This window comes from Mammaliicoccus sp. A-M4 (genome assembly GCF_022386955.1).
GTDB lineage: Bacteria > Bacillota > Bacilli > Staphylococcales > Staphylococcaceae > Mammaliicoccus > Mammaliicoccus lentus.
The window spans coordinates 122138-146764 of the sequence record NZ_JAJNHH010000007.1; the positions used below are offsets into that span (position 1 = coordinate 122138).

The window sequence follows — 24627 nt, forward strand, 5'->3', positions numbered from 1 at the left end:
ATCATAGTTTAGGAATATTTATTTATTACTATTCTTATTTGCATTCATTATTTCATGAAAACAATATCTTATCTTTTTCTCTATTCCTTTAAAATCTGTTTCTAACTTGAACATAATCTCATGAGCAGTAACATATGCCTTATGAAATTGCGCTTTAGAAATTTTGTTTTCTTTAAGCATTCTTTCTAAATCATCTTCATCAACTAGTTCATATTCCCCTGTCTTTGGTATCACCAACACATCTAAGCATAAATCTAAAGTTCGTGCATTTCCAAGCTGGGTAATATTCCTCAAATTCACATCAAAATAATACTGCACTGGTTGATTTTGTTTATTATACATCACAGTAATACTATATGGCTTTTTCTCCGGTAATATTTGCATCCATTTATAGCCCTTGTCAGCTACTGTAATTTCTTTACCTACAACATTTACTATTAACGGTTCTTTTACTTCAAGCATCGTTACAAGTCCTACAAGACCTTTAAAGTGATTAGTATCCAGCGCAACTTCTTTATATTCGCGATTAAGGAGACGTCGCCAATGACGTTTGTCAATATACTTAACTTTCACAAGTTACCAACTCCTTTTATTCATTATATAAAAAACGGGAGCCGATATAAAGCATTCGAGTAATCTTTTATTTTTTTTATTATTTTACACAAAGAAACCACAAGAAGTTTGAAATTCTTGTGGCTTTGAAATGATTATTTATATATAAAATTTAAACTTTAAAACATATGTTTTTTAATTCTAAAATTTTACGTTATTCATGTGAAATATAATGTGACTTACCTTTTAAGAATAAACTTAAGATTAATGCAATAACACTAAACAGAGTTGCAATCCAGAAAGCGTCATTTATACCTTGTACAGTTGCAAGTTTATTTAGAAACTCAACAAGTGCTGACATGCCACTTTCTTTTCCACCAACAGAATCTGAAAGTGCTTTAACTTGTTCTTGAATAATTGGATCAGTTGAATCTAAATTATCTGACATGTTAGCTAAATGAGTAGTCGTATTTTGTGTCATAACTGTTACAAGTATTGCAGTACCAATTGATCCTGCCAATTGTCTCACTGTGTTACTGATTGCATTACCATGTGGTATCAATCGTTGAGGTAATGAATTCATCCCAGCCGTCATAATAGGCATCATGATAAAACTCATACCAAATGAACGTACGATATAAATAATTAATATTGTTGAATATGGTGTATCCATATTTAACTGTGTTAACTCCCATGTTGCAAAAGTCATAATTGTTAAACCAATTAAAGCTAATGGCTTAATACCAAATGAATCTAGCATTTTACCAGCAATTGGTCCCATAAAGCCCATTATTAATGAACCTGGTAACAATAATAAACCAGAATCTAATGGAGAAAACCCACGAAGATTTTGTAAGTAAATTGGTAATAATATCATACCACCAAATAAACTCATTGTTACGATAACGTTAATAACTGTCGTTAATGTGAACCCAGAATATTTTAATGCTGACATATCAAGCATTGGATTTTTCATTCTTATTTCACGAATAACAAACATTGTTGTAAAGATAACGCCAATAATTAATGATAATGAAACTGTTGTAGATGTCCATCCATTATTACCCGCTTCACTGAAACCGTATAATAATAGTCCAAAACCTAACGTACTAAATATAATACCTTGAACGTCTGGTTTAGGGTTAGACGTTTGCTGGTAAATTCTAAACCAGAAATAACTGATTATGATAGAAATTAAACCGATAGCAAACATTCCGTAGAACATGATATTCCAATGGTAATTTTGTACAACCCAACCTGATAATGTTGGTCCTATAGCTGGTGCTAAAATAAATGCAATACCTAATGTACCCATTGCTGCACCACGCTTTTCTGGTGGGAAGATTGTCATAAACACATTAGAACCTAATGGCATAAGCACGCCTGCTCCTACAGCTTGTATGACACGTCCTGTCATCATCATTGGAAAGTTTACTGACAACGCGCAAATGAATGATCCGATTGTAAACAGTATCATTGCTATAATGAATAATTTTCTATAAGAATACTTACTGATTAAAAAGGCGCTGATTGGGATTAATATACCATTTACAAGCATAAATCCCGTCATTAGCCATTGACCAGTTGAAGCTGAAATACTAAATTCATTATTAATAACAGGTAATGCTACATTTAATAATGTTTGGTTTAAAATTGCTATGAACATACCGAACATCATTGCAATTAATATTTTATTTCTTGTAATACCTTTACCATAAACAAAATTAACATGATTCTTTTTAATTTGTTCGTTGATTGGTTCGTCTTCATGTATTTCCATACCACGATCAGATAATACAGAATCTTCATCTTCTGAATTATTATTATCGTCAGATACGTTTTCTTTAAATGATGGTTGATTATTTTCATCTTGGTTCATTTGTTCAACTTGCTCTTCTTTATATTCTTTTTGATGACGGTTAACTGTTAAGCTATCATCATCTTTAGATTTAAGTTGACTGTATTCTTCTTTATGATCTTTTTCAAAAGATTCATTAGAAACTTGTTTTCTTTTTTTACGTTTTAATACAAATGCATTAATTCCAATCCAAAGTAAGATTGCAATTATTATATAAGCCACCGTAAAGGTTGATGTCATAATACACCCTCCTTAATTCTTGTGGATTCGAACTTCAACATTCATTCCTGGAACAACATTTGTTGATGGCTTAGAATCAAATGTGATTTTCACTGGAACAACTTGTGTCACCTTTGTATAGTTTCCATTACTATTTGATGAAGGCATCAACGAGAAACTTGATGCAGTTGCTAATCCAACTTGAGACACTTTACCTTTAACACTAGCTTTTTGACCATCGATATCAATGTCAACTGCTTGTCCTTCTTCTACATCCTCTACATCTGTATCATCAATGTTTGCAGTTACATATAAATCATCAAAATTATATGCATAAGCAATCGGTGAGCCAGCTTGTACTAAATTGTTCTCTGTTTCAGAAGTTTTTACGATTGTACTTTTTGATGGTGCTTCAATCTTCATTTTTTGAGATTGACCATCTTCACCTTTAACTTCTACTTCACCAATTTTATCGCCTTTGTCATAAGTTTTACCTTCTTTAGCGTCAAAACTAGTTAAATTACCTGATACTGGACTAGCAATTTTAATTTGCTCTCCATCCACTTTTGCATTTTCTGTTTTTACATAATCTGTTGCTTCACTATAATAATGCAATCCTACTAGGCCAATAGCCACTAAAACCACTATCGTGATAACATTTACAAGCACGATTTTTTTCATTACTTTATATCCTCCATATTTCAATGATTTACTTATTATACGGCTACGCTTTTACTAATTAAACCAACAAAAATTAAAAATTTGTCGGGTTAAATTAACTAAAAAATCAGATAAATCAACATATTAAATTAAAGTTTTTAAAGTATATTAATATATATTCTATACTTTATTTGTTAAAATATAGGACATGTAAGTTATCGAGGTGAATTATGAAAAAACATGCGAGACAATTAATTATTAGTAATATGGTTTATTTATTGGAAGATTATCACTTTGACGAAATTACAATAAAAATGTTGTGCGCAGAAAGTGGTATTAACCGTTCAACTTTTTATGCCCATTTCAAAGATAAATATGATACATATGATGAAATCCAAAAATATCACATGAGTAATTACGAAAATTTAATGGATAATATTGAACTATCTATTATTGAAGAACCAGCCAATAGGAGAAAATATGTAAAACGGTATTTTACAAATGTTTTTTATTATATTTTAAAATACCAAAAATTTTTCTACAGTGTCTTTGTTTTACATCCTGAACGAGATTTTATCATTAACTTTATCAAGCTTATAAAAGACAGAATTGAAAAACTCATTTCTAAAATCGGTACATTACAAGATGCCAACTTCTTTCTTGAATATACAATTGGTGGACAAATCGCGTCTATATATAGTTGGTTACGGGACGGATGTCAGGACTCACCTGAAAAAATGGCAGATATTATGTATAGAAACATCTTAAGAATAAACAGATAAAAATTAATGCTCCTATTTCGTTTGAATTTTAATTAACGAAATAGGAGCATTTATATTAGAAACTGGATAAACCAGTCTCTTCTTGTATTCTATATAATAGTTTCTTCCACAGTGATTCATCTTTATATTCATCATACTGTGCAGTGTATGAATGATCATTATTAATCCATGCATCATTAAATGTTGTAGATAGTTTTTGAAACGCAGGATCATCCTGTTTACCTTGAATTATAATATCAGTTTCCAAATTGTAATCATTCATATTTCTTCTAGTTAAATTGGATGAACCTAATATCATCGTTGCATCTTTATTTTCATGTTGTTCAAACAATAAATATTTAGAATGAAATTGTTCCCCATTGCTTAAAGCCCATTTCACTTTAATATTATTATTTGTTCGATTAATTAATTCACTAGCTACCGGTTTATTAGGCACGCCTGGTTTTTCTTTACCAAAAGCTTCCTTATTAATGTCTAAAATAATTTTAATATCTACATTTCTTTTAGATGCTTTTATCAGTTCTTTAACAACATCACGGTCAGATAAATAGAACATACCTATTGAAATACGGTCTTTGGATTGCACTTTCTTAATGTTACTAATGACCTTTTCTTTAATTTTACCTTCTGTAGCCAATTGTACAGTATAACGTGCATTATCTTTCCAACTATTATGATTGATTTTAAAATCTGATTCGTCATATTGAGCACCGCTCATATTTATAGCAGCAATCTCAGATTTTATGAGTGCCTTTTGAATCGGACCAGACACTCTTACACCGACATTTTGATGATAACCACTTGGATCGTGAGGATTGCTAGAAAGTATCATCCCATGATTTTCAGTAACAAGTGTTTTTCTGTGATTGGCTTTCATATTTAATAACTTTAAATAACTTCTAACAGTAACATTTGGTGCTTCTCCACTCAGAGGGTTAGGCAACTTACCTTTCTCACTATTACCAAACCATTGAAATAATGTGCGATATGCACCTGAATAAATAGGATTAGAATCTCTTAACTTACTTAAATTTGTGTAACGTACATCTATATTATGATTCTTTAAATCTTTTATATTATCAGGCGTGTATGAGCCATAAAATGTATTGATAGGGTCTGTTAATATTATGATTCTAACATTTGGATTCTCTTGTTTTTTCTGAATTAAAGAATCTGTAATCCGTTTTGATATTGGTGGATACTTTTTGTCTCCAGTTTGATAACCATTGAATAAAAACATATCCATTATAATAAAATCATTTGCTTCTTGAATGGTTTCATTGACTTTATCAAATATTTCGTGGTCGTAATGCATTTCATTTCCAGATTTATATGATAAATCAGTTAATAGTTCTACTTCATCTGTTTTAGTCTCTGAACTTAATTTTGATACTCCATGAGGTAAGGGCTTAAATACGTTATAAATACTGACTGCTATAATCGTGAATATTATTATATATAAACTCCATAAAATATAATGTTTCTTAAATTTACTTCTTTTCTTTTTACTTTTTGTAGATTTTTTTCTTTGCTTTAAATTATTTTTACTCTTCACATTTGTTTTCTTTTTATTTGCCAAATTTATAACCCCCTCTCCTTATATTTTTATTATATCAAAATATAATTGACAGCGATGGATTACTTTGGTATTTTTATTAATATTGAATTTTTCAGAATTTTTAGAGAAAATACATAGGAGTGAAGTAAATTGACAGAAGCATTAAGACCTTTCCGTGCCGACCATGTTGGCAGTTTATTACGCACAGAACCTTTAAAAGAAGCTAGAGAGAAATATTTTGAAGGTAATCTATCTAAAGACGAATTAAAAAAAGTCGAAGATGAAGAAATAAATAAAATAGTCGAAAAACAATTAGAAGTCGGTTTAAAAAGTATCACTGATGGAGAATTCAGACGTGCTTATTGGCACTTTGACTTCTTAGAAAATTTAACAGGTATTGAAGATTATGAGCCTGAAATTGGACTGACTTTTAATGGTGTAGAAACTAAAAAGCACGACGTAAGAGTTGTCCAAAAAGTTGAATTTAATCCTAATCATCCACACTTTGAACATTTTGAATATTTACATAAGCAAGTTGACGGTAGAGCTGTAAGTAAAGTGTCTATTCCAAGTCCAAATCAATTATTTCATCCAAATATTTTAAACCACGATATTTATCCTGATATTCATGATTTTGCTAAAGATGTATCAGAAGCTTATCGTCAAACTATTTTAAAATTTTATGAACTAGGTTGTCGTTACTTACAAATTGATGATGTTTATTGGGCTGGATTAGCAGCAACAAAACAACTTATCAAGAATAGAGAGCGTACAGAAGATGAAAAAGCAGAAGCAATTAAATTAGCCGCTAAAGTAGTGAATGATTCATTGAGAGATCTACCAAATGACCTATTAATTACTACTCATATTTGTAGAGGGAATTATCAATCTTCATGGGCAATTAGTGGTGGATATGAGCCAATTGCAAAAGAGCTATTCACAGAAAAATTACAAGGTTTCTTCCTTGAATACGATGATAATCGTTCAGGAGACTTTGAACCTTTAAGACATTTCGATAGAGACGATGCTTATATCGTTCTAGGATTATTCACTTCTAAAACTGGTGAATTAGAAGATAAAGAGAATATACTAAATCGTCTTGATGAAGCGACAGAATATGTATCGAAAGACCAACTATGTTTAAGCCCACAATGTGGCTTTGCTTCAACTGAAGAAGGTAATATCTTAACAGAAGAAGCACAATGGAAAAAGTTAGCTTATATTGTTGAAACAGCAAAAGAAGTATACGGCGAACTATAATAACAACAATTAAAAATGTTTAACTATTTCATTTAAATAATGCTCCTAACCCTTTATTTTAATTAAAGGATTAGGAACATTTATTTTGAGTATGAGATTTATATTTCGCCTTTTTTGCTATTTTATTCAATGGATTCAAATGCATACTTTTTAATTGCTTCTTCGTGTTGGGGGTAATCTACTAACAATTCTTCTTGAGTAAACAATTCGAATTTTTCAAATTGAAAACCTGGTGAACACATACAGCCTACTAATGCAAAATCATTATCGCCTTCAACAGTTGATGCAAATATTGTATTTTTAGGTACAAGTGCTTGTAACACATCACCATCTTGAATGTTAGGCCCTACTTTTACTTGTTCATAAACGCCATTGGAATGAATCATGTGCACAGTTAATGTTTGTCCTGCATGATAGTACCACACTTCATCTGATTGAATACGATGAAAATGAGATATGTTATCTTTTTCTAATAAAAAATATATACTCGTATACATCGCATTTTGGTCATCCAAAGTATGACTAGATTTAATAATTTCTTTATAATAGCCACCTTCAGGATGAGGCTCTAAATTTAGCATATCAATCCATTGTTCTTGATTCATTTTTATCTCTCCATTTATAATTCAACGTTATGATAAACTTGTTGAACATCTTCTAAGTCTTCAATAGCATCTACTAATTTTTCAAACGTTTCTAAATCTTCTTCAGATAATGTTACTTCAGATTGAGCTAACCAAGATAATTCAGCAACTTCGAAGTCCTCTACACCATTATTTTTTAGGACAGTTTGGACTTGAGCAAATTGATCAGGTTCAGCATAAACAATTGTTAAATCTTCTTCTTCAATAACATCTCTAACGTCTAAATCTTCTTCCAATAATAATTCAAAAACTTCATCAGTAGATTTACCTTTAAATGCAAATACTGCTGTGTTATTAAACATGTATGCTACTGATCCAGAAACACCCATATTTCCACCATTTTTACCGAATGCAGCTCTAACGTCACTTACTGTACGGTTAACGTTGTTTGTTAATGCATCTACAATAAGCATTGAACCACTTGGACCAAAGCCTTCGTATCTTAATTCATCATAATTTTCTTCTGAACCGCCTTTTGCTTTTTCAATAGCTCTATCTACTATATGTTTAGGAACAGAATACGTTTTAGCTTTTTCCAATACGAATTTTAAATTTTGATTAGCCTCTGGGTCTGGCTCACCTGATCTAGCTGCCATGTATATTTCACGGCCGAATTTCGCGTATATTCTACTCGTATTTTTATCTTTTTGGGCTTTTTTTTCCTTAATATTATTCCATTTACGTCCCATAATTCCATCTCTCTTTCAAAGTGAGTTATTTTAACATTCTTATTATACAATATTGCGCTCATCTCGCAAAGTTTACCGTTTTATGTAAAAAAAGTGAGATTGAAAAATCTTGATAAAAGTAAACTTTTAATTTTGCCATATACTACCAATATAATAAAATAGACTGAGACATGTAATTTTGTCTCAGTCTAATTATTTAATCTCTCAAAATACTCGCTAATCTAAGTATATGCATGATGATGTTAAGTAAGTTTATAAATAAGTTAAATCCCATTTCTCTCGGTGAAAATTGACCTCTTTTCATTCGATTGAAATCGTACACTGTATATAATAAGAATAAACCAATTCCAATAACTGAAATAATTGTATGGAATATAGGATTATTTAAAAATATACCAATAAAACTAGCAATAACTAAAGCTACTAATGTAACAAATAAATATTTTCCTAATCCCGCGGCATTATCAATCATGAAGTAACCTAGCACACCAAAAGCAGCAAAGGCTCCTATAGCTAACGCGATATTACCATAAAATGCTTGAGTACCTAATGTTCCTAGGTAATACATAAACGATGTATAAGATAATATACCAATTAAAAATGCGAATAGATTTGATATTAATCCGCCAAATTTTCTAGATGATTTTGTAAATAAAGAAATCATTATCATAGCGAATACGCCTATTGTTATAGGTAGATATAATGCTGGTGGCACAAACTGACCTAAATATGTACCAATTCCAAAAATTACCCAATAGTATAAAAAATACAACCAAGTTTTTCGAATTGATGAACCTCGTGATTCTATTTCTTGATATGTACCGTAGTTATGTTCATAACTCAATTTTTATCATTCCTTTTATAAAGTATTATCCATATTTTACATGTTAGACCATAACATATCAAACGAGTTGATTGATTCAAATTTGTAATATTCAATCAACAACCATATATTACCATATTACATATATACCCCACCATCACAGTGACTATGCATATAAATATTTTTCAAAACAATATTTAATATTATTGTGTTTTTATTACAAGATGATTACATACAGTACACAGGTTTTTATTTTTGTTACTATTTATCTATCGAGGGATTTATATATTAGCTATTAGCATTATGCTTTATAACATAATATCGAGATAACAAGGAGGATAAGCCTTTGAAAAAATTTGCATTCGCGGTAACAGCAGTTTCAGGTGTTGCAGCAATCGCCGCTCATAACGATGCTGAAGCTTCTACACAACACACTGTCAAAAATGGTGAGTCATTGTGGGCTATTGCAGATCAATATGGTGTGTCAGTAGATCAACTGAAATCAAGTAACAACATTTCAGGGAATATGATTTTTCCTGGACAAGTCATTACTGTAAACGGAAGTAGTTCAGCTGGAGGAAGTGGTTCACAAGAAACAGCAACTTCAGGTTCTACATACACAGTTAAAAATGGTGATTCTTTAGAAGTAATCGCCCAAAAACATGGTGTTTCAGTTGACCAACTTATGAAATCAAATAATTTACAAGGTTATATTATCTATCCTGGTCAAACGTTAAAAATTGCAGGTGGTAGTGGTAGTGATACAACTGCACCTTCTGACAATACACCACCTTCTCAAACAGGCGGTAACCAAACATTTAATGACCAAAACTTATACGACTGGGGACAATGCACATATTATGTCTTTGACCGCAGAGGTCAAGCTGGTAGTGCAATTAGCACATACTGGGGAGACGCAAAATATTGGGCTGGCGCTGCACAAGCAGACGGTTTCCGTGTAGATAATACACCAGCTGTTGGTTCAATTATGCAATCAAGCGCTGGTCAATATGGTCATGTTTCATATGTAGAATCTATTAATGCAGATGGTAGTCTACTTGTATCTGAAACAAATTATAATACACCACCGGGTGTAACAGACTATAGAACAATCCCTGCATCTGAAGTTTACAACTATTCTTATATTCATTAATATATTGAAAGAGGTTGGGGCATAAATACATGTCTCAGCCTCTTTTATTATAATGGCAGTAGCTGACTGGATTGAAAATGCGCTTATATCAAGCTTTTTCCAACCCTAGTCATCCTTGCCGGGGTGGGACTACGAAATCTATTTATTAAAATGAGATTTCTGCACCCATCCCTTTTTTAATTTAAATTAAAAAGCACACTTTCAAGTTACAATTGAAAGTGTGCTTTCCTATTTTTATACAAATAGTACGCAAATATGATAAATAATAAACGATAGTATTATTGATACTGGTAATGTAATAATCCATGTAATAATCATTCTCTGAGCTGTAGTCCATTTAACACCTTTAACGCGTTGAGAAGAACCTACACCTAAAATTGATGAAGATACAACATGTGTTGTTGATACTGGTAAATGAATAAACGTCGCACCAAAAATGACAAATGCTGATGATAAGTCTGCTGCAACACCATTTGCCGGACGAATTTTCATAATGTTACCACCAACAGTTTTAATGATTTTCCAACCACCTACTGCTGTTCCAAGTCCCATTGCGGTAGCACAACTTACTTTAACCCACAATTCTATATCAGTTGTAGATTGTAGATTAGCTGAAATAAGCGCCATAGTAATAATACCCATTGCTTTTTGAGCATCGTTTGTACCGTGTGAGAAAGCTTGTAAAGCTGCTGTACCAATTTGAATAAATCTAAAGTTTCTATTTGTTCTTGTTAAGTTATTATTTTTAAATACAACTTTAAAAATGGAATACATCGTAAACCCGACAATAAAAGCAAGAATTGGAGAAGCAATTAATGCTAATATAATTTTAGAAAATCCTTGGTAATGTAATACGCCGAACCCTGCCGAACCGATTGCAGCTCCAGCGATAGATCCAATTAGAGCATGTGAAGACGAACTTGGAATACCAAAGTACCAAGTGATCAGATTCCATGCTATTGCTGAAAGCAATGCTGCTAAAATAACAATCGAACCATTTTCTAATTTGAATGGGTCAACGATATCTTTTGCAATTGTTTGGGCAACACCTGTCGCCATTAAAGCTCCGATAAAATTCATTACTGCTGCTAATAATATGGCATGTCTTGGTTTAAGTGCCTTTGTAGATACTGCTGTTGCGATAGCATTGGCTGTATCATGGAAACCATTAATAAAGTCAAAAAGTAACGCACATACAACAATAGCTACGGTAAGAATGAGTAAACTATCCATTTTTTAAACTCCTTAGCTATTTTTCATAATGATTTGTTCAAGTTTGTTTGCTACTAATTGACATTTATCTGCTACATCTTCTAATGATTCGTAAATATCTTTTATTTTTATTAATGTTACAGGGTCTGTTTCACTGTTGAAAATGTATTTAATAGATTGTCTTAAAATACCATCACAGTTAGTTTCATATTCTTTAATGTTGATTGAGTGAACGCGAATATGTGAGAATTTCTTCTCTGCTACAAGTGACACAGCAATTGCAATTTCTTTTACTGCTGCTTGAATGTTCTTAACGAATTCTGCCATGTAGTCATCAGAATAACTGATAGAGTACATTTCAAACATTGCTGATGTTTCTTCCATTTCATCTAAAACATCATCCAATGCATCACAAAGTTCAAGAATATCTTCTCTTTCAATTGGTGTGATGAAAGTTTGATTTAAATCTGTAATCATTTGGTGCATTAAATCATCACCATTTGATTCATAGGCTTTTATCTTATCTGAATAAGCTTTCAAATCGAAGTCAGAGTCAAAATCCATTTCTCCAAATTCAACAGATGCGCGGCTTAAATTCTCAGCTATAGCTTCTAGCTGTATACCAAACTTATCCTTTTTCTTATTAAACATTAATAATCCTCCCAAAATATACATCATAATTTACGTAATTACTCTTCCATTGTACTCTTTCAAATTGAATTAAACCACTATTTATTAATGTATTTTTAAATTTTTAAGTTCTTTGTAAACTTTCTGAAAATACAATGTTTACATTGATTTTTTATAACATAAAAAAAGACTAATGGCAAGCATTAGTCTTGAAAACCTTTATAACGCGCGTTGTATAACACGTTTAGAATGTATATAAGCAAGTACTCCAAAGAGAACATATATTAAAGAGTATAGTGACATAACAATTAATACTGGTGTGTAGAATGATTCTCCCATAAAGAACCAACCTGATTTAGCAGCAAAATAACCATGACACAAACCGATAATAAGTGGTAATGCAAAGTTAAAACCAATTTTCAATGCTATACCACGTGACATATCTCTTGAAGTATAACCAAGCTTTCTTAAAATCTTGTAATTTGAAGTTTCATCTTCAGTTTCATCAATTTGTTTAATATATATGATACAACCCGTTGATAGTAAGAAAGCTATTCCTAAGAATCCTAGCACGAATAGCATTAAACCTAATGTGCTTTTAGAATTTTCATATATTTCATTGTAAGATAAAGCACCGCCATTTTCATCTTTTGCTACCTTAGCGAATATACTTTCAGCTTTTTTAATATCTTGTTTATTTTTTAAATTAATACCATATTGATCATTATAACTATCATTTTTAGCTTCATTCTTTTTCATTTCATTGAATGTATCATCTGAAACAACATTAACAGGACTATTAAATGAAACTATACTTGCTAAATATTTATCATTATTAATTGATTTAACTTTTAATTTTTTCGTTTCATTATTTACCTTATAAACAATTGGCTCTTTATCATCTACTGTTACAACTTTATCTAACATATCACTATAACCAACTATTGCAACTTCATCATTTTTTAAATTTATATCTTTAAAATCTGAAGCTTTTGCAACAATAGTCGGAGAATTAGATTGTTGACCTTCCATATCATTTCTAGCTTTAAATACTTTTGAATCATCTAACTTATAGAACGTCACATGGAAATCATGAACTTTATATGGAATACCTTCGTTTTTAAGTTCTTCTTTAAATTGTTTTGCTTTGTCTTCTTTAATGAAGATATAGTCATCTGGTGATGTATCACGAGCAGTTTCTGCTGCATTATAATATGAAATGTAACTTAAAGATAAGAGCCCTACTGCTAAAGCTGAAACAATTGCGATAATTGTAAGAGATAAAGCATTTGTTTTCATTTTATGCATAATAGATGAAGTTGATACAACATCTGTAACAGTTAACATTCCTCTTTTATACTTACGTATCGTATTGAATATTAAAGATATAGAACATCTAAATAGTAAGTAAGCACCTACTATTGTTAAGAAAAGTATAGTTAACATTCTTGTATATAAATCGATCATACCCTTAGAATTATCAAATAAAACACTTGATAAATAATAACCACTGATAATCATAATGATACCTATTGCACCGAATATAAGCTCGTATAGTTTTATTTTTTTAATTTTAGTGTCCGTTGCATGATGTTCATTCATTAAAGTTAAAATTGTTTTTCGTTTAATGAAAATATAGTTTTGTATAGATATAATAATGTAAATAACAATCATTAATATTACAGTTTGTAAAAGTGCTTGTATACTAAAATCTAAATGTGCTTCTTGATTTACTCCAATTATTTTATAAAGTATCATAAGTAAAATTTTTGATGAGAAAAATCCTAAAATAGTACCTGAAATAACTGTAAGTGCAAATAACACTAGATTTTCTAAAGCGAATATTTTAAATACTTCACGTTTAGTCATACCTATTAATTGATATAATCCCATTTCTCTTGATCTTCTTTTTATAAATAATTGGTTTGCATATAATAAGAAAATCACAATAATAACAGTTAATAATGTTATACCAATTTTAATACCTGCGTCTGCCTTAACGCCAGATTGTAAGCCTTTTAAATCATCTGAATACTTTAAAGTTACAAATCCAAAGAATAACATGACGCTCATCGTAATTGAAAAAACATACATACTATAATGCTGGATACTACGTCGTAAGTTTTTAATGACGATTTGATTAAAGCTCATTTACGACACCACCTAACACACTTTGTGTTTTGATGATTTCTTTATAGAATGTTTCTCTATCATCGTCTCCTTTATAAAGTTCAGAATAAACTTTACCATCTTTTAAGAAAATAACACGATTAGAATAACTTGCAGCTACCGAATCATGTGTAACCATTACGATTGTTGCACCAGTTGTTTGATTAAGTTGATCCAACTTATTAAGTAAATCTGAAGCTGATTTAGAATCTAATGCACCTGTCGGTTCATCAGCAAATATTATAGATGGTTGTGCTATAAAAGCTCTTGCTGCAGAAGTTCTTTGCTTTTGACCACCTGAGATTTCATTAGGATATTTGTTTTGGATATCTAAAATACCTAATACTTTACTAACTTCTTCGTATCTTTTATATGCTTCTTTTTTAGAGATTTTTTGAATTGTTAATGGCAACATAATATTTTCTTGAACAGTTAACGTATTTAATAAATTGTACTCTTGGAAAATAAAACCTAATTCTTTTTTTCTAAAGTTCGACATCTGTCTGTTATTCATATTTTGTAGTTGATTACCATTGATTTCAATTTGTCCACTAGTTGCGTAATCAATAGAACTTAATACGTTAAGTAACGTTGTTTTACCAGAACCAGAAGGTCCCATTATGCTAATAAATTCGCCTTTTTCTACTGACATATCTATTTGTTTTAAAACTTCTTGTTGATTATTTTTAGAACCATAAACTTTTACTAGTTGTTCGGTTTTTAATATGCTCATTTTCAAAACTCCTTTAAATTTGTTTATGGTTTAATATTAATCGTTTACCGCTTCTAAATCCTTCGATTCATGATACAATTTGAACTTGCAAAGTGACATTATTGTCACTTTGCAAGTTCAATTGTTGTAAACATATTCGGATTAGGGAAAATGAGAAGGACTTTTGTACCTTCGCCGTATGTTGATTTGACATTCACTTTTATACTTAGTCCTTCAGCTATCTCTTTCACAAGATATAATCCCATGCCCGTCGCAGTTGATTCCCTTTGATTCGTTGTAGAAGTAAAACCTCTTTCAAAAATTCTTGGTAAATCTCTTGCTTTTATACCTCTACCTTTATCTTCTATTACTAAATAAGTTTGACCGTGTTGTTCTCCAGATTTAATCAATATATCACTATTTTCAGTGTATTTTAAAGCATTACTTATAATTTGTCTCAAGATGGTACGGCACCATTTTTCGTCAGTATAGACTTCTGTATTATCTATTTTTATATCGTAACCGACACCTTTGGCAATGCTTATATTTCTACCATGCTGAATTTCTTTTATGACCATATTTTTCAGATTAAAGTGTCCAAAGTAAAAGTCATTAGATTTAGAAGTTAATCTTCTAATGTATAATTGTTGATCGAGTAAGTAATCGATACGACTCCACTCATACAATAAATCTTGCTTTAACTTTGTGTCTTCTATCTGATCTAACAATAATTTCATAGCAGTGATAGGTGTCTTCACTTCATGAATCCATTCTAATAAATCATTTTTAGTTTGCTTAAGTTCTTTATTCTGTTTATGAATAGTTGAACGACTCGTTTCTTCATAATCTTCAATATAGTTAAATATAATTTTTTCATAAGCAGAATGTTGTAAGTCTTTATGTTCCATTTCTTTTAGAGACATATTCGACTTTAAAGCATGATAAAACCTTGTTTCTCTTGAATAGATTAATAACAAAAAGATAACAAATAAAATAAGATTAACGCATATTAAATATTGAGCACTTTTTACAGATATCGCTACATCAAGCCAAGAAGTGATGAGAATCACAATTTGCATAGCTATAAAAAATATTATCCACGGCCATCTTTCTTTTAAAAACTGTCTAAGCATCCTATCCCTCCGGCTCGTGGGCAATATAACCCTTGCCTACTTTTGTTTCAATTAAATCATTTAAACCAATGTCCGTTAATTTTTTTCTTAGTCTATTAACATTTACTGTTAAAGTATTATCACTAACAAATTGCTCATCATCCCACAATGCGGTAATAATTGTATCTCTTGTTACGATTTCATTTTTATGATTAAGTAAAATTTCTAATATAAACATTTCATTTTTAGTAAGTGATATTTCAATGTCATTTTTTTCTATAACATGCTTACCATAATCTACACGAGCTTTATTCCATAATTTCACACGAGGTTCTTCTTTATTATACTGATAGACCCTTCTATATATTGCCTGTAATTTCGCAACGAGTACTTCTGTGTGGAATGGCTTTTGTATAAAATCATCTGCACCTAGTTCCATACTCATGACTTGGTCCATAGGATGGTCTCTAGAAGATAAAAATATTATCGGCACATTAGATTGTTGCCTAATCATCCGACACCAGTAAAATCCATCATATTTAGGTAATTGAATATCAATAATAACCATTTCTGGTTCTATTTTTTGATACTCTTCAAATACTAAACTGAAATCATTAATACCATGAACAGACCAACCCCATTTCTCAAGTTGAGTTTGCATCGCTTTAAATAGTGTTTCATCATCTTCTATAATTAATAATTCCATTCTATCCCTCTACTTAGTATATTTTTTTGATTCTCCTGCCTCTGAACGTAATTGAAAATCTTTAATTCTACAATCAATCTCAAATCCTTTTAATGTAACATTATGAATAGGTGCTTGAGATAAATAATAAATCCCCCAAGGAATTCTAGGTATATAATTAAATAAATGAACCATAAATTCATTCGTTTCTTTAAAACGTCTAAATTCTAAAATGCCATTATCTTCGTACATATTTACAGCTAGTGTACCGCCTACTACTTTAAATTGTATTATATCATCACCAATATCATGACGTTCTCTTTGTAATTGTAATAATGGTTTATTACTATGCTTAAAATAAATATAATAAGTATCTTTGTAATGTTTAATCCTTACAAGCGTGCCACTTGTTTCTTCTAACCATTCAAAATAGTATTCCATACCTTGTTCTAAATTCCATGAATACGGTAATGGCATACGATGTACACTTCTAACATCATCATATTTCGACCTTTGCAATTCAATAGAAACAGCAGGTCGTTTAATAGATTGTTCTGTTTCGATAACTTCTGTACCGTATGATTTTAAAGTTTGAATTGTTTCTTGATCAAAAGGAGAGCCTGTAATATATATGATTTGTTTAACATTATTTGCTTTACATGCTCTTGCCATATTATCGCTAGCTATAATGTTTAAATTTCTTGCATTACTTTGAGTTAATTTTGCAGATTTTTTATTTGGATCTAAATAATATATTGCAATATCTATATCTTTTAATGCTTCTATCATATCTTTCAAAACAAAAATATCGCATTTTCTCCATAACACATCTTCTTCAGTCATATCTTCTTCATATTTTGTAATAGCATATAAATTGCCTATATCTTTTAAAGTATGAATTAAATGTTTACCTATATATCCTGAACCACCAGAGATTAATACATTCGGTTTCATGTTGAAACACTCCTTTATTAACGGTCTTTACACATATGTTATACTGATTATAACTTTAAACTTTAATTACCCTAAATATAACACTGATTATAAATAATAAATAGAAATAGGAGATATTTTATGGAGGAAATCATTCGAGAAATTAGAATAAATGACGTTGAAAATTTCAACAAATTATTAGATAGCGTTATTAACCAGTCAGAATATCTTTTGTTCAATCCTGGTGAACATCAAATTTCTATACAAAACCAAACATTATTTTTAGAAGAGATGATTACTACAAGTAATTCTACTATAATCGTTGCTGAACTAAATGATGTCTTAATCGGTTATGTTACTATTCAAGGCGGTCGTACACATAGAAACCAACATTCTGCAAAATTAGCAATGGGTCTATTACCAACATTTAGAAATAAAGGAATCGGCTATAAATTACTACAAAAATCTGAGTCTTGGGCGATAGAAAGACAGCTCCATCGATTAGAGCTAACAGTTGTTACAGAAAATGAACCCGCCTACCGCTTATATGAGAAGTTTGGTTTTAAAAATGAAGGTAGAAAAAAAGATACTTTGTATTTTAATGAAAAATATTATGATGAATTTGTAATGGCTAAACTTTTATAAAATCATCCACCTATATAAAACTAACAGGCTAAGACAAATAATTGTCTTAGCCTGTTAGTTTTTATTTATCTTTTTTTACTACAGTTTCAGATTCACGCTTTGTATTATTTTCATATGGTGACTTATTAGTGTTCGCACCTAAGAACATCATTACATTATTATAATTTTTCTTAGCTTCTTTTAAGTTCATATGAAATTGATATTGGTGACGTAATCCGTGTGTACCATCAAAGAATGTTGTTGTTGTTTGAACATTATATTTTTTTAGTACATCGTTAAATTCTCTATTTTGTGGGTCAAATGGATCTGCATCCCCTACTGTTAAAAATGTAGGAGGATAATTATCTGTAATCTGTTCAACTGTAGATAATTGATTAATTTGAGAAAAGTTTCTTTCCCATTCTTCAGAGCCTGTGTAACTTGTCATAAATAAATCAATTCTAGGAAATTCCGTACTTCTAACAGTTTGCATATTATATAAACCACCGAATAATATAACACCTTTAAGGTATTTACGTTTAACTGTTGGTTTCATTTCCATTTGTTGTCGTAATTTTGGATTTGTTTGTAGTGCAACATATTGACTTGCAATCTGTGCACCGGCTGAGTCTCCACCATATACGATTTGTCTATGATCAATGTTAAATTTGTTTCTATTTTTGAGTGTATATTTTGTAGCTTGATCTAATTGTTGTATAGGCGTTGGGTATCTAGAAGCTGGTGCTAACGCGTAATTAACATTCACAATAATATATCCTTGCTCTGCAATTTGCGCTAAGTAAGGATTTTTATGCCTTTTATCGCCAGCTATAAATCCGCCCCCATGCGTCCAAAAAATAACAGGTAATTTTTCACCTTTTTTAATATTGGATGGTGTTATTATATCCATTTGGCTATTTGGAGCTTCGTGCCCATATGCCACATCGCGTGAAAGTTGAACTTTTTTGTTATTAAGTAGCAACTGGTTTGCCTTTTGAGCTTGCAACTGCATTTCACGTTGTTTATGTTCTTGATATTTGTTATAGATATAGAAACCGCTTATAACAACGATGATCGCCACTATTAAAATAAACAATCGTCGTTTCTTTCTTTTCATATGTTCACTTCCTCATGTAAGAAGATAGTTTAACATATACAATAATTTTATGCGATATGTTTTTTGTTGTCTTTTTTCCTTAAAATATACTTAAATAATATAGCCGCACAGATAACTAAACCTATAACACCCATAGCTGGATATAATTTATCGATAAGTGATGAGAACCCAACAAAACTAAGTCCATAAGCTGCTACCATTGCTATAGTAAGTAATACAATATATTGTTTAGAAAAAGGCACTGTAAATCTAGCAGTAAATGAATACATTAGCCCTAATATTGTGTTATACATTACCATTAACATGATAATCGATAATGCTAAACCAACTATTGGAGAAATCGTTCTAGCTAAGGCTAAAGTTGGTATTTCTACTCCGATGATGTTTGGGTATTCTGATAGTAAACCTGAATTGATTAAACCTAATAATACTAAATAAATAACACCGCCGATAATTCCACCTAAACCTGAAATATGTCGTTTATCAGCATCGCCACCTATAGCGACTAAAGTACTAAATCCTACTGAAAATGCTAAACCACCGTAAATAAATCCTTGTAAAATCCCCCATAATAAACTTGGTTGTTTTACAGTTGAATTTATATCACTAATGCTTACATGACCATTCACAAAGAAATAGCCTGCAATAATTAGAATGACAATGATTAAGAATGGTGTTACGACACCCAAAGCTTTAACTATTTTATCAAAATCTAATAATAATGTTATATATATAACAATACACATTATTAACGCCCCCAACCAAGTTGGGACACTGAAACTTTCTTCAAATGCAGAGCCTGCGCCAGCAATCATCGTGACGGATATACCAAATAAGAAAAAGATTAATACATAATCAATCACGACACCGAATTTTCCGAATAAATAATTAATAGTTGAGCTATGGTCATCAGCATCTAACGCCGTACCAATTTTCGCGACTTGTCTACCAAAGAAGGCCAACATAATCCCTGAAATAATAACGCCTATGTATCCATATAAGCCATAATGAGTGAAGAATTTCATCACTTCTTGACCAGTAGAAAATCCTGCACCTACCACGACTCCGACATAGGCAAAACCAATTTTAGTTGCTTCTTTTACATTTGACACAAATGTTCCTCCTCATTTAATTGAATCAACATATAATCTTATACCCACTGTTTTTAAAAATATTCATTAAGATTAAGAAAACCTCTTACTTAAGTAAGAGGTTTTATATTTTTACATTTATTGTTCACTTTTACTTTCTAAAGTTTTGCTATAGTTAGCTCTCGTAACTGTGAAACCAACAATTACAACTAAAGCTAATAATACAATAGCGAACCAATAAGACTGATGTAATCCAATAGTCATCGCTTGGTTTACATCTTCTGTTGTAGGATTTTTAATGCCTTCTAAAGCTGCAGTTTGTCCACCGTTCATAATACTCACAAATACTGCAATACCTAATGCTCCACCTATTGGTTGAAGCATATTAGATACAGCTGTTCCGTGTGGATACATTTCTTTAGGTAACGCATTTAAAGCATTAGTATTAGCAGGCATAAGTACAGCTGATATACTGACCATCAATATAATATAAACAAGTACAAATACCCATACCGATATACCTGGATGAATGTTTGCGTAAAAAATAGACACACCTAATAATAAAAGTAATCCCGGTACAACTAGTTTTCTTGGCCCAACTTTATCAAAAATAGCTCCCATAAATGGTGAAAGGAAACCATTTAATAATGCACCAGGTAATAGAATGAGACCAGCTACTTTTGCACTAAAGCCCATCGGACCTTGTAGATACATAGGCATTACAATTTCCGAAGCAAACATCGTCATAATAACAGCAACGAATATGATAACACCTTTAGTATAATTATGATATTTAAATACTCTTAAATCCAATACTGGCTCTTCAAGTTTAAATTGTCTTAAAACAAATAAAACGATTGAAATTGCGCCCACGATCAATGTAATGTAGATGGCTGGATTTGTAAAACCACCTTCAATTGAACTAACTGATGAAACGCTGTATATGATACCAGCAATACCTACTGTAGACATTACAATTGATGCAATATCGACTTTTGGTTTTGTAACCTCTCCTACATTTTGTAAATATTTATAAGCAAATATAAATGTAAATAACATAAATGGAAGAACAATTAAAAATAACCATCTCCAACCTAGGTAATCAACGATAACTCCCGATAACGTTGGTCCTAATGCTGGAGCAAACATTATAACTAAACCAAATTGACCCATAATCTTCCCGCGTTCACTTTCTTTATAAAGCATCAGCATGGCGTTCATAACAGTAGGTATCATAAGTCCCGTACCTGCAGCTTGAACCATTCTTCCGACTAATAACATTGGAAAATTCAATGCCAATCCCGCAATTAATGTTCCAATTGAGAATATAACAACTAACCCTAAAAATAGTTTTCTTGTGGGGAACCACTGGTTAACGATTGCTGATAACGGCGTTAACACACCCATTACCAACATGAAACCAGTTGCCATCCATTGCACAGTTGGTGCATCTACATTAAATACAGACATTAGCTCTTTTAATGCTATATTCAAAAGTGTTTCATTTAAAATCATAAAAAATGTTCCCACTAGAAACACTATCATTATGATTCTTCTCTTAAATTTATTATCCATGTCTTTCTCCTAATTTTTATTTTTTTAACTTTCCTATGATGCCATAAAAAATAAACCTAGTCAATTGACTAGGTTTAAGCGTTATTGAATTTAGACAGTTGAGAAAAATCAACTACAACTTGATCCATACGCTTAGCAGTTTCTTTCATTATGTTTCTTGCTACTTTATTTTCTGGATCTAATTTTAAAATTTGTTTACTTAAGTCAAAAGCTTGTTTATCAGTCAGCAAAGGCTCAGGAATAGCGTGTAATAAAAGCATCTGTAACAAACTCTTCACTTCCTTATGTTCTGTAAGAATCATAGAACGCTCTGCGTGATAATAAGCTGTATGGAAAGCACCTTCATGATCACTATATGGATATACATGTAGAAGAAATGCTAAATCGTGTAATTCATTCGTTTCTTCTCTTTTTATGCAATCGAGTATAAAAGTATAAAACATTGTACTTTCATCTTCATGAGCTGCTGAAATAAAGTGTTCTTCAAATTCTAAGAAATCCACTTCGGACATCAATCTATATGCAGTATCAAATTCGCCACTTAATATATGACCTTTAATCAAATCTTTCATTCAATGTCCTCCTTCTCTCTATGCAACATCTATCGAAGTTAACTCTCAATTTTATGGTTAAAAATATTATAACACGTTTTTATTATAAATACTTTCAAAAACTGGTATATTTTAAATTTTAAAATAAATATGATGGTGATATTTGCATCTATGATTAAATCTTGCAGAACAGTGCGGACATACCTCACTTAACATATAATCATTAATGGACATTGTTTGATTACAGACACCGCATAAAATTGCTTGTTCATCAAATTCATCTTTTTCCCATCTTATTATTTCATGATTTTCATTTTCATTATGACATTTATAACATGAATAAAACTTATTACAGCATTTAAATTTTATTGCTATGATATCAAGTGGCGTATGGTAATGTGTACATCTCGACTCATCGTCAACAGTTAAACCGTGTATGTTAACCATGTGTACCTCCTCAATTTATAATATTTAAAACTTCTCATAATAAAGTATACTTTGTCAATTTTATACGCTTTGACTTTTAATGTTTTATGTTATATATTTATATATGAACACATATTCATATGAAAAGGAGTACACTATGACACAATCTAATTTATTAGATGAAGAAACATTATTATTAGTTTCTCAAACATTCAAAGCATTGAGCGATCCAACTCGCGTAAAAATATTGCATTTACTATGTACTGGTCGTCATTCTGTAGGCTGTATAGCAGAAACACTTTCTTTAAGTCAGTCTTCTGTTTCTCACCAACTTAGATTTTTAAAAAATTTAAGACTGGTTAAATTCGATCGCGAAGGAAAAAGTATTTATTATTCTATAGATGATGACCATGTGATTTTACTGCTAAAGCAAGCTATAGAGCATGCTAAACATTAAATATATTTGGGGGTAAAATTTATGTCACACGATCATCACCACGATCATGCACATAACCATGTGCATACTAATAACAAAAAAATATTGCTCATTTCGTTTATTATTATTGGTTTATTTATGATAGTAGAGGTAATTGGTGGTTATATTACAAATAGTTTAGCTCTGTTATCAGATGCTGGTCATATGTTAAGTGATGCTATTTCACTATTTATAGCACTTATGGCGTTTAAATTTGGCGAACGCGTTGCAAATCATAAGAAAACTTACGGGTATCGCAGGTTTGAAATACTAGCTGCATTAATTAATGGTGTACTTTTAATCGCCATTAGTTTATATATTTTTTACGAAGCTTTTGAAAGATTTTTCAATCCTCCTGAAGTGGCATCAACTGGGATGCTTATAATCAGTACAATAGGTTTAATAGTGAACTTATTCATAGCTTGGTTAATGTTTAAAGGCTCTGACACGAAAGATAATTTAAATATGAGAGGCGCTTTTATACATGTACTCGGTGATTTATTAGGGTCTGTCGGTGCAATTGCAGCAGCTTTAATTATGATTATATTTGGTTGGAGATTAGCCGATCCAATCGCAAGTGTTATTGTGGCACTTCTTATTATTAAGAGTGGCTATGGGGTTACAAAATCAGCACTCAACGTGTTAATGGAAGGCACGCCTCCAAACATCGATGTTAACGAAATAACCGAAACTATTAAATCACATCCTGACATTATAGATATACATGATTTACACATCTGGTCAATAACAAGTGACTTAACAGCTTTAAGTTGTCATGCTGTTGTAGATAGTCAAAAAACTGTCTCAGAATGTGACAATATAATAGAAGAAATCAATCACAAATTAAGTCATAAATCTATTCATCATGCGACAATACAGTTAGAAACACCAAATCATCAACATGACGATTCATTATTATGTTGTATGGATACAACTGAACATGTGCATTAAATTAAATATTATAAAGCCTTCCCTTTAAGTATCTTGATATGCTCCCTGTTAAGTAAACACTTAAATAGTGAAAATTTAGCAGGGAGTTTTATTATGACTAGAAATATTAAAATAGATATCAATACTTTATTAGAAGCTTTTGATTTATATGAACAAGGCTATAGCT

25 protein-coding genes are annotated in these 24627 nt (G+C 30.9%); 6 read left to right on the forward strand and 19 right to left on the reverse strand.

From position 1 onward, the window contains the following. Nucleotides 1-18: 18 nt before the first annotated feature. From LQ682_RS07895 to LQ682_RS07905, 3 genes are all read right to left on the reverse strand, one after another. Nucleotides 19-573, reverse strand: coding sequence for a ribonuclease FAU-1 family protein (locus LQ682_RS07895; protein WP_016998927.1), 555 nt, complete (start codon nt 571-573; stop codon nt 19-21). A 193-nt stretch (nt 574-766) separates the two neighbouring features. After that, a complete protein-coding gene (locus tag LQ682_RS07900) occupies nt 767-2650 on the reverse strand; it encodes a DHA2 family efflux MFS transporter permease subunit (protein WP_016998926.1) in 1884 nt (627 codons plus the stop codon). Nucleotides 2651-2662: 12 nt separating this feature from the next. Next, the gene (locus LQ682_RS07905) at nt 2663-3310 is read right to left on the reverse strand and encodes an HlyD family secretion protein (RefSeq protein WP_239724090.1); all 648 of its coding nucleotides are present in this window, start codon (nt 3308-3310) and stop codon (nt 2663-2665) included. 209 nt (nt 3311-3519) lie between these two features. Here LQ682_RS07905 and LQ682_RS07910 point away from each other — a divergent pair, with 209 nt between their 5' ends. Next, complete coding sequence (locus LQ682_RS07910; RefSeq protein WP_016998924.1) at nt 3520-4071, forward strand: TetR/AcrR family transcriptional regulator; 552 nt, start codon at nt 3520-3522, stop codon at nt 4069-4071. A 55-nt stretch (nt 4072-4126) separates the two neighbouring features. On the opposite strand, the gene LQ682_RS07915 is transcribed toward LQ682_RS07910, so the two are convergent. Beyond that, nucleotides 4127-5650, reverse strand: a complete 1524-nt coding sequence (locus LQ682_RS07915; protein WP_016998923.1) for a phospholipase D-like domain-containing protein — start codon at nt 5648-5650, stop codon at nt 4127-4129. A gap of 129 nt (nt 5651-5779) precedes the next feature. On the opposite strand from LQ682_RS07915, the gene LQ682_RS07920 reads away from it, so the two are divergent. Continuing rightward, nucleotides 5780-6889, forward strand: coding sequence for a 5-methyltetrahydropteroyltriglutamate--homocysteine S-methyltransferase (locus LQ682_RS07920; RefSeq protein ID WP_016998922.1), 1110 nt, complete (start codon nt 5780-5782; stop codon nt 6887-6889). Between the two features lie 122 nt (nt 6890-7011). Here LQ682_RS07920 and LQ682_RS07925 read toward each other — a convergent pair whose 3' ends face one another. From LQ682_RS07925 to LQ682_RS07935, 3 genes are all read right to left on the reverse strand, one after another. Continuing rightward, nucleotides 7012-7494 carry a cupin domain-containing protein gene (locus tag LQ682_RS07925; protein WP_016998921.1) on the reverse strand — a complete coding sequence of 161 codons (483 nt, stop codon included), beginning with the start codon at nt 7492-7494 and terminating at the stop codon, nt 7012-7014. A gap of 14 nt (nt 7495-7508) precedes the next feature. Beyond that, a complete protein-coding gene (locus LQ682_RS07930) occupies nt 7509-8222 on the reverse strand; it encodes a YebC/PmpR family DNA-binding transcriptional regulator (RefSeq protein ID WP_016998920.1) in 714 nt (237 codons plus the stop codon). Nucleotides 8223-8418: 196 nt separating this feature from the next. Beyond that, complete coding sequence (locus LQ682_RS07935; protein WP_016998919.1) at nt 8419-9066, reverse strand: Bax inhibitor-1/YccA family protein; 648 nt, start codon at nt 9064-9066, stop codon at nt 8419-8421. Between the two features lie 325 nt (nt 9067-9391). Here LQ682_RS07935 and LQ682_RS07940 point away from each other — a divergent pair, with 325 nt between their 5' ends. Beyond that, the gene (locus LQ682_RS07940) at nt 9392-10198 is read left to right on the forward strand and encodes a LysM peptidoglycan-binding domain-containing protein (protein WP_016998918.1); all 807 of its coding nucleotides are present in this window, start codon (nt 9392-9394) and stop codon (nt 10196-10198) included. A gap of 234 nt (nt 10199-10432) precedes the next feature. Here the strand turns inward: LQ682_RS07940 and LQ682_RS07945 are convergent, their stop codons facing one another. The 7 genes from LQ682_RS07945 to LQ682_RS07975 all read right to left on the reverse strand — a co-directional run bounded on the left by LQ682_RS07945 (nt 10433) and on the right by LQ682_RS07975 (nt 17672). Continuing rightward, nucleotides 10433-11431, reverse strand: coding sequence for an inorganic phosphate transporter (locus LQ682_RS07945; protein WP_064205079.1), 999 nt, complete (start codon nt 11429-11431; stop codon nt 10433-10435). 12 nt (nt 11432-11443) lie between these two features. After that, nucleotides 11444-12061, reverse strand: a complete 618-nt coding sequence (locus tag LQ682_RS07950; protein ID WP_016998473.1) for a DUF47 domain-containing protein — start codon at nt 12059-12061, stop codon at nt 11444-11446. A gap of 198 nt (nt 12062-12259) precedes the next feature. After that, a complete protein-coding gene (locus LQ682_RS07955; RefSeq protein WP_239724091.1) occupies nt 12260-14191 on the reverse strand; it encodes an ABC transporter permease in 1932 nt (643 codons plus the stop codon). Then, a complete protein-coding gene (locus LQ682_RS07960; protein WP_016998475.1) occupies nt 14181-14942 on the reverse strand; it encodes an ABC transporter ATP-binding protein in 762 nt (253 codons plus the stop codon). The genes LQ682_RS07955 and LQ682_RS07960 overlap by 11 nt, the downstream gene beginning before the upstream one ends. Nucleotides 14943-15046: 104 nt before the next feature. After that, nucleotides 15047-16054, reverse strand: a complete 1008-nt coding sequence (locus tag LQ682_RS07965; protein ID WP_016998476.1) for a sensor histidine kinase — start codon at nt 16052-16054, stop codon at nt 15047-15049. 1 nt (nt 16055) lies between these two features. Next, nucleotides 16056-16739 (reverse strand): response regulator transcription factor, encoded by a 684-nt coding sequence (locus tag LQ682_RS07970; protein WP_016998477.1) that lies wholly within the window; start codon nt 16737-16739, stop codon nt 16056-16058. 9 nt (nt 16740-16748) lie between these two features. Beyond that, nucleotides 16749-17672, reverse strand: a complete 924-nt coding sequence (locus tag LQ682_RS07975; protein WP_016998478.1) for an NAD-dependent epimerase/dehydratase family protein — start codon at nt 17670-17672, stop codon at nt 16749-16751. Between the two features lie 120 nt (nt 17673-17792). Between LQ682_RS07975 and LQ682_RS07980 the strand changes: the two genes are divergently transcribed. Further along, on the forward strand, nt 17793-18296 hold the full coding sequence (locus LQ682_RS07980; RefSeq protein ID WP_016998479.1) for a GNAT family N-acetyltransferase: 504 nt from the start codon (nt 17793-17795) through the stop codon (nt 18294-18296). A gap of 61 nt (nt 18297-18357) precedes the next feature. On the opposite strand, the gene LQ682_RS07985 is transcribed toward LQ682_RS07980, so the two are convergent. From LQ682_RS07985 to LQ682_RS08005, 5 genes are all read right to left on the reverse strand, one after another. Further along, a complete protein-coding gene (locus LQ682_RS07985) occupies nt 18358-19392 on the reverse strand; it encodes an alpha/beta hydrolase (protein ID WP_064211413.1) in 1035 nt (344 codons plus the stop codon). Between the two features lie 47 nt (nt 19393-19439). Continuing rightward, nucleotides 19440-20504 carry a YkvI family membrane protein gene (locus tag LQ682_RS07990; protein ID WP_016998481.1) on the reverse strand — a complete coding sequence of 355 codons (1065 nt, stop codon included), beginning with the start codon at nt 20502-20504 and terminating at the stop codon, nt 19440-19442. A gap of 117 nt (nt 20505-20621) precedes the next feature. Beyond that, nucleotides 20622-22058 (reverse strand): MDR family MFS transporter, encoded by a 1437-nt coding sequence (locus tag LQ682_RS07995; RefSeq protein ID WP_016998482.1) that lies wholly within the window; start codon nt 22056-22058, stop codon nt 20622-20624. Nucleotides 22059-22132: 74 nt separating this feature from the next. Next, nucleotides 22133-22630, reverse strand: a complete 498-nt coding sequence (locus LQ682_RS08000; RefSeq protein ID WP_016998483.1) for a hypothetical protein — start codon at nt 22628-22630, stop codon at nt 22133-22135. A 111-nt stretch (nt 22631-22741) separates the two neighbouring features. Next, entirely contained in the window at nt 22742-23056 is a 315-nt protein-coding gene (locus LQ682_RS08005; RefSeq protein WP_016998484.1) for a CHY zinc finger protein, read from the reverse strand. Between the two features lie 136 nt (nt 23057-23192). Here LQ682_RS08005 and LQ682_RS08010 point away from each other — a divergent pair, with 136 nt between their 5' ends. Both LQ682_RS08010 and LQ682_RS08015 read left to right on the forward strand, forming a co-directional pair. Beyond that, entirely contained in the window at nt 23193-23492 is a 300-nt protein-coding gene (locus tag LQ682_RS08010; protein WP_082892515.1) for an ArsR/SmtB family transcription factor, read from the forward strand. A 21-nt stretch (nt 23493-23513) separates the two neighbouring features. Beyond that, nucleotides 23514-24461 (forward strand): cation diffusion facilitator family transporter, encoded by a 948-nt coding sequence (locus tag LQ682_RS08015; protein WP_016998486.1) that lies wholly within the window; start codon nt 23514-23516, stop codon nt 24459-24461. Nucleotides 24462-24627 lie beyond the last annotated feature (166 nt).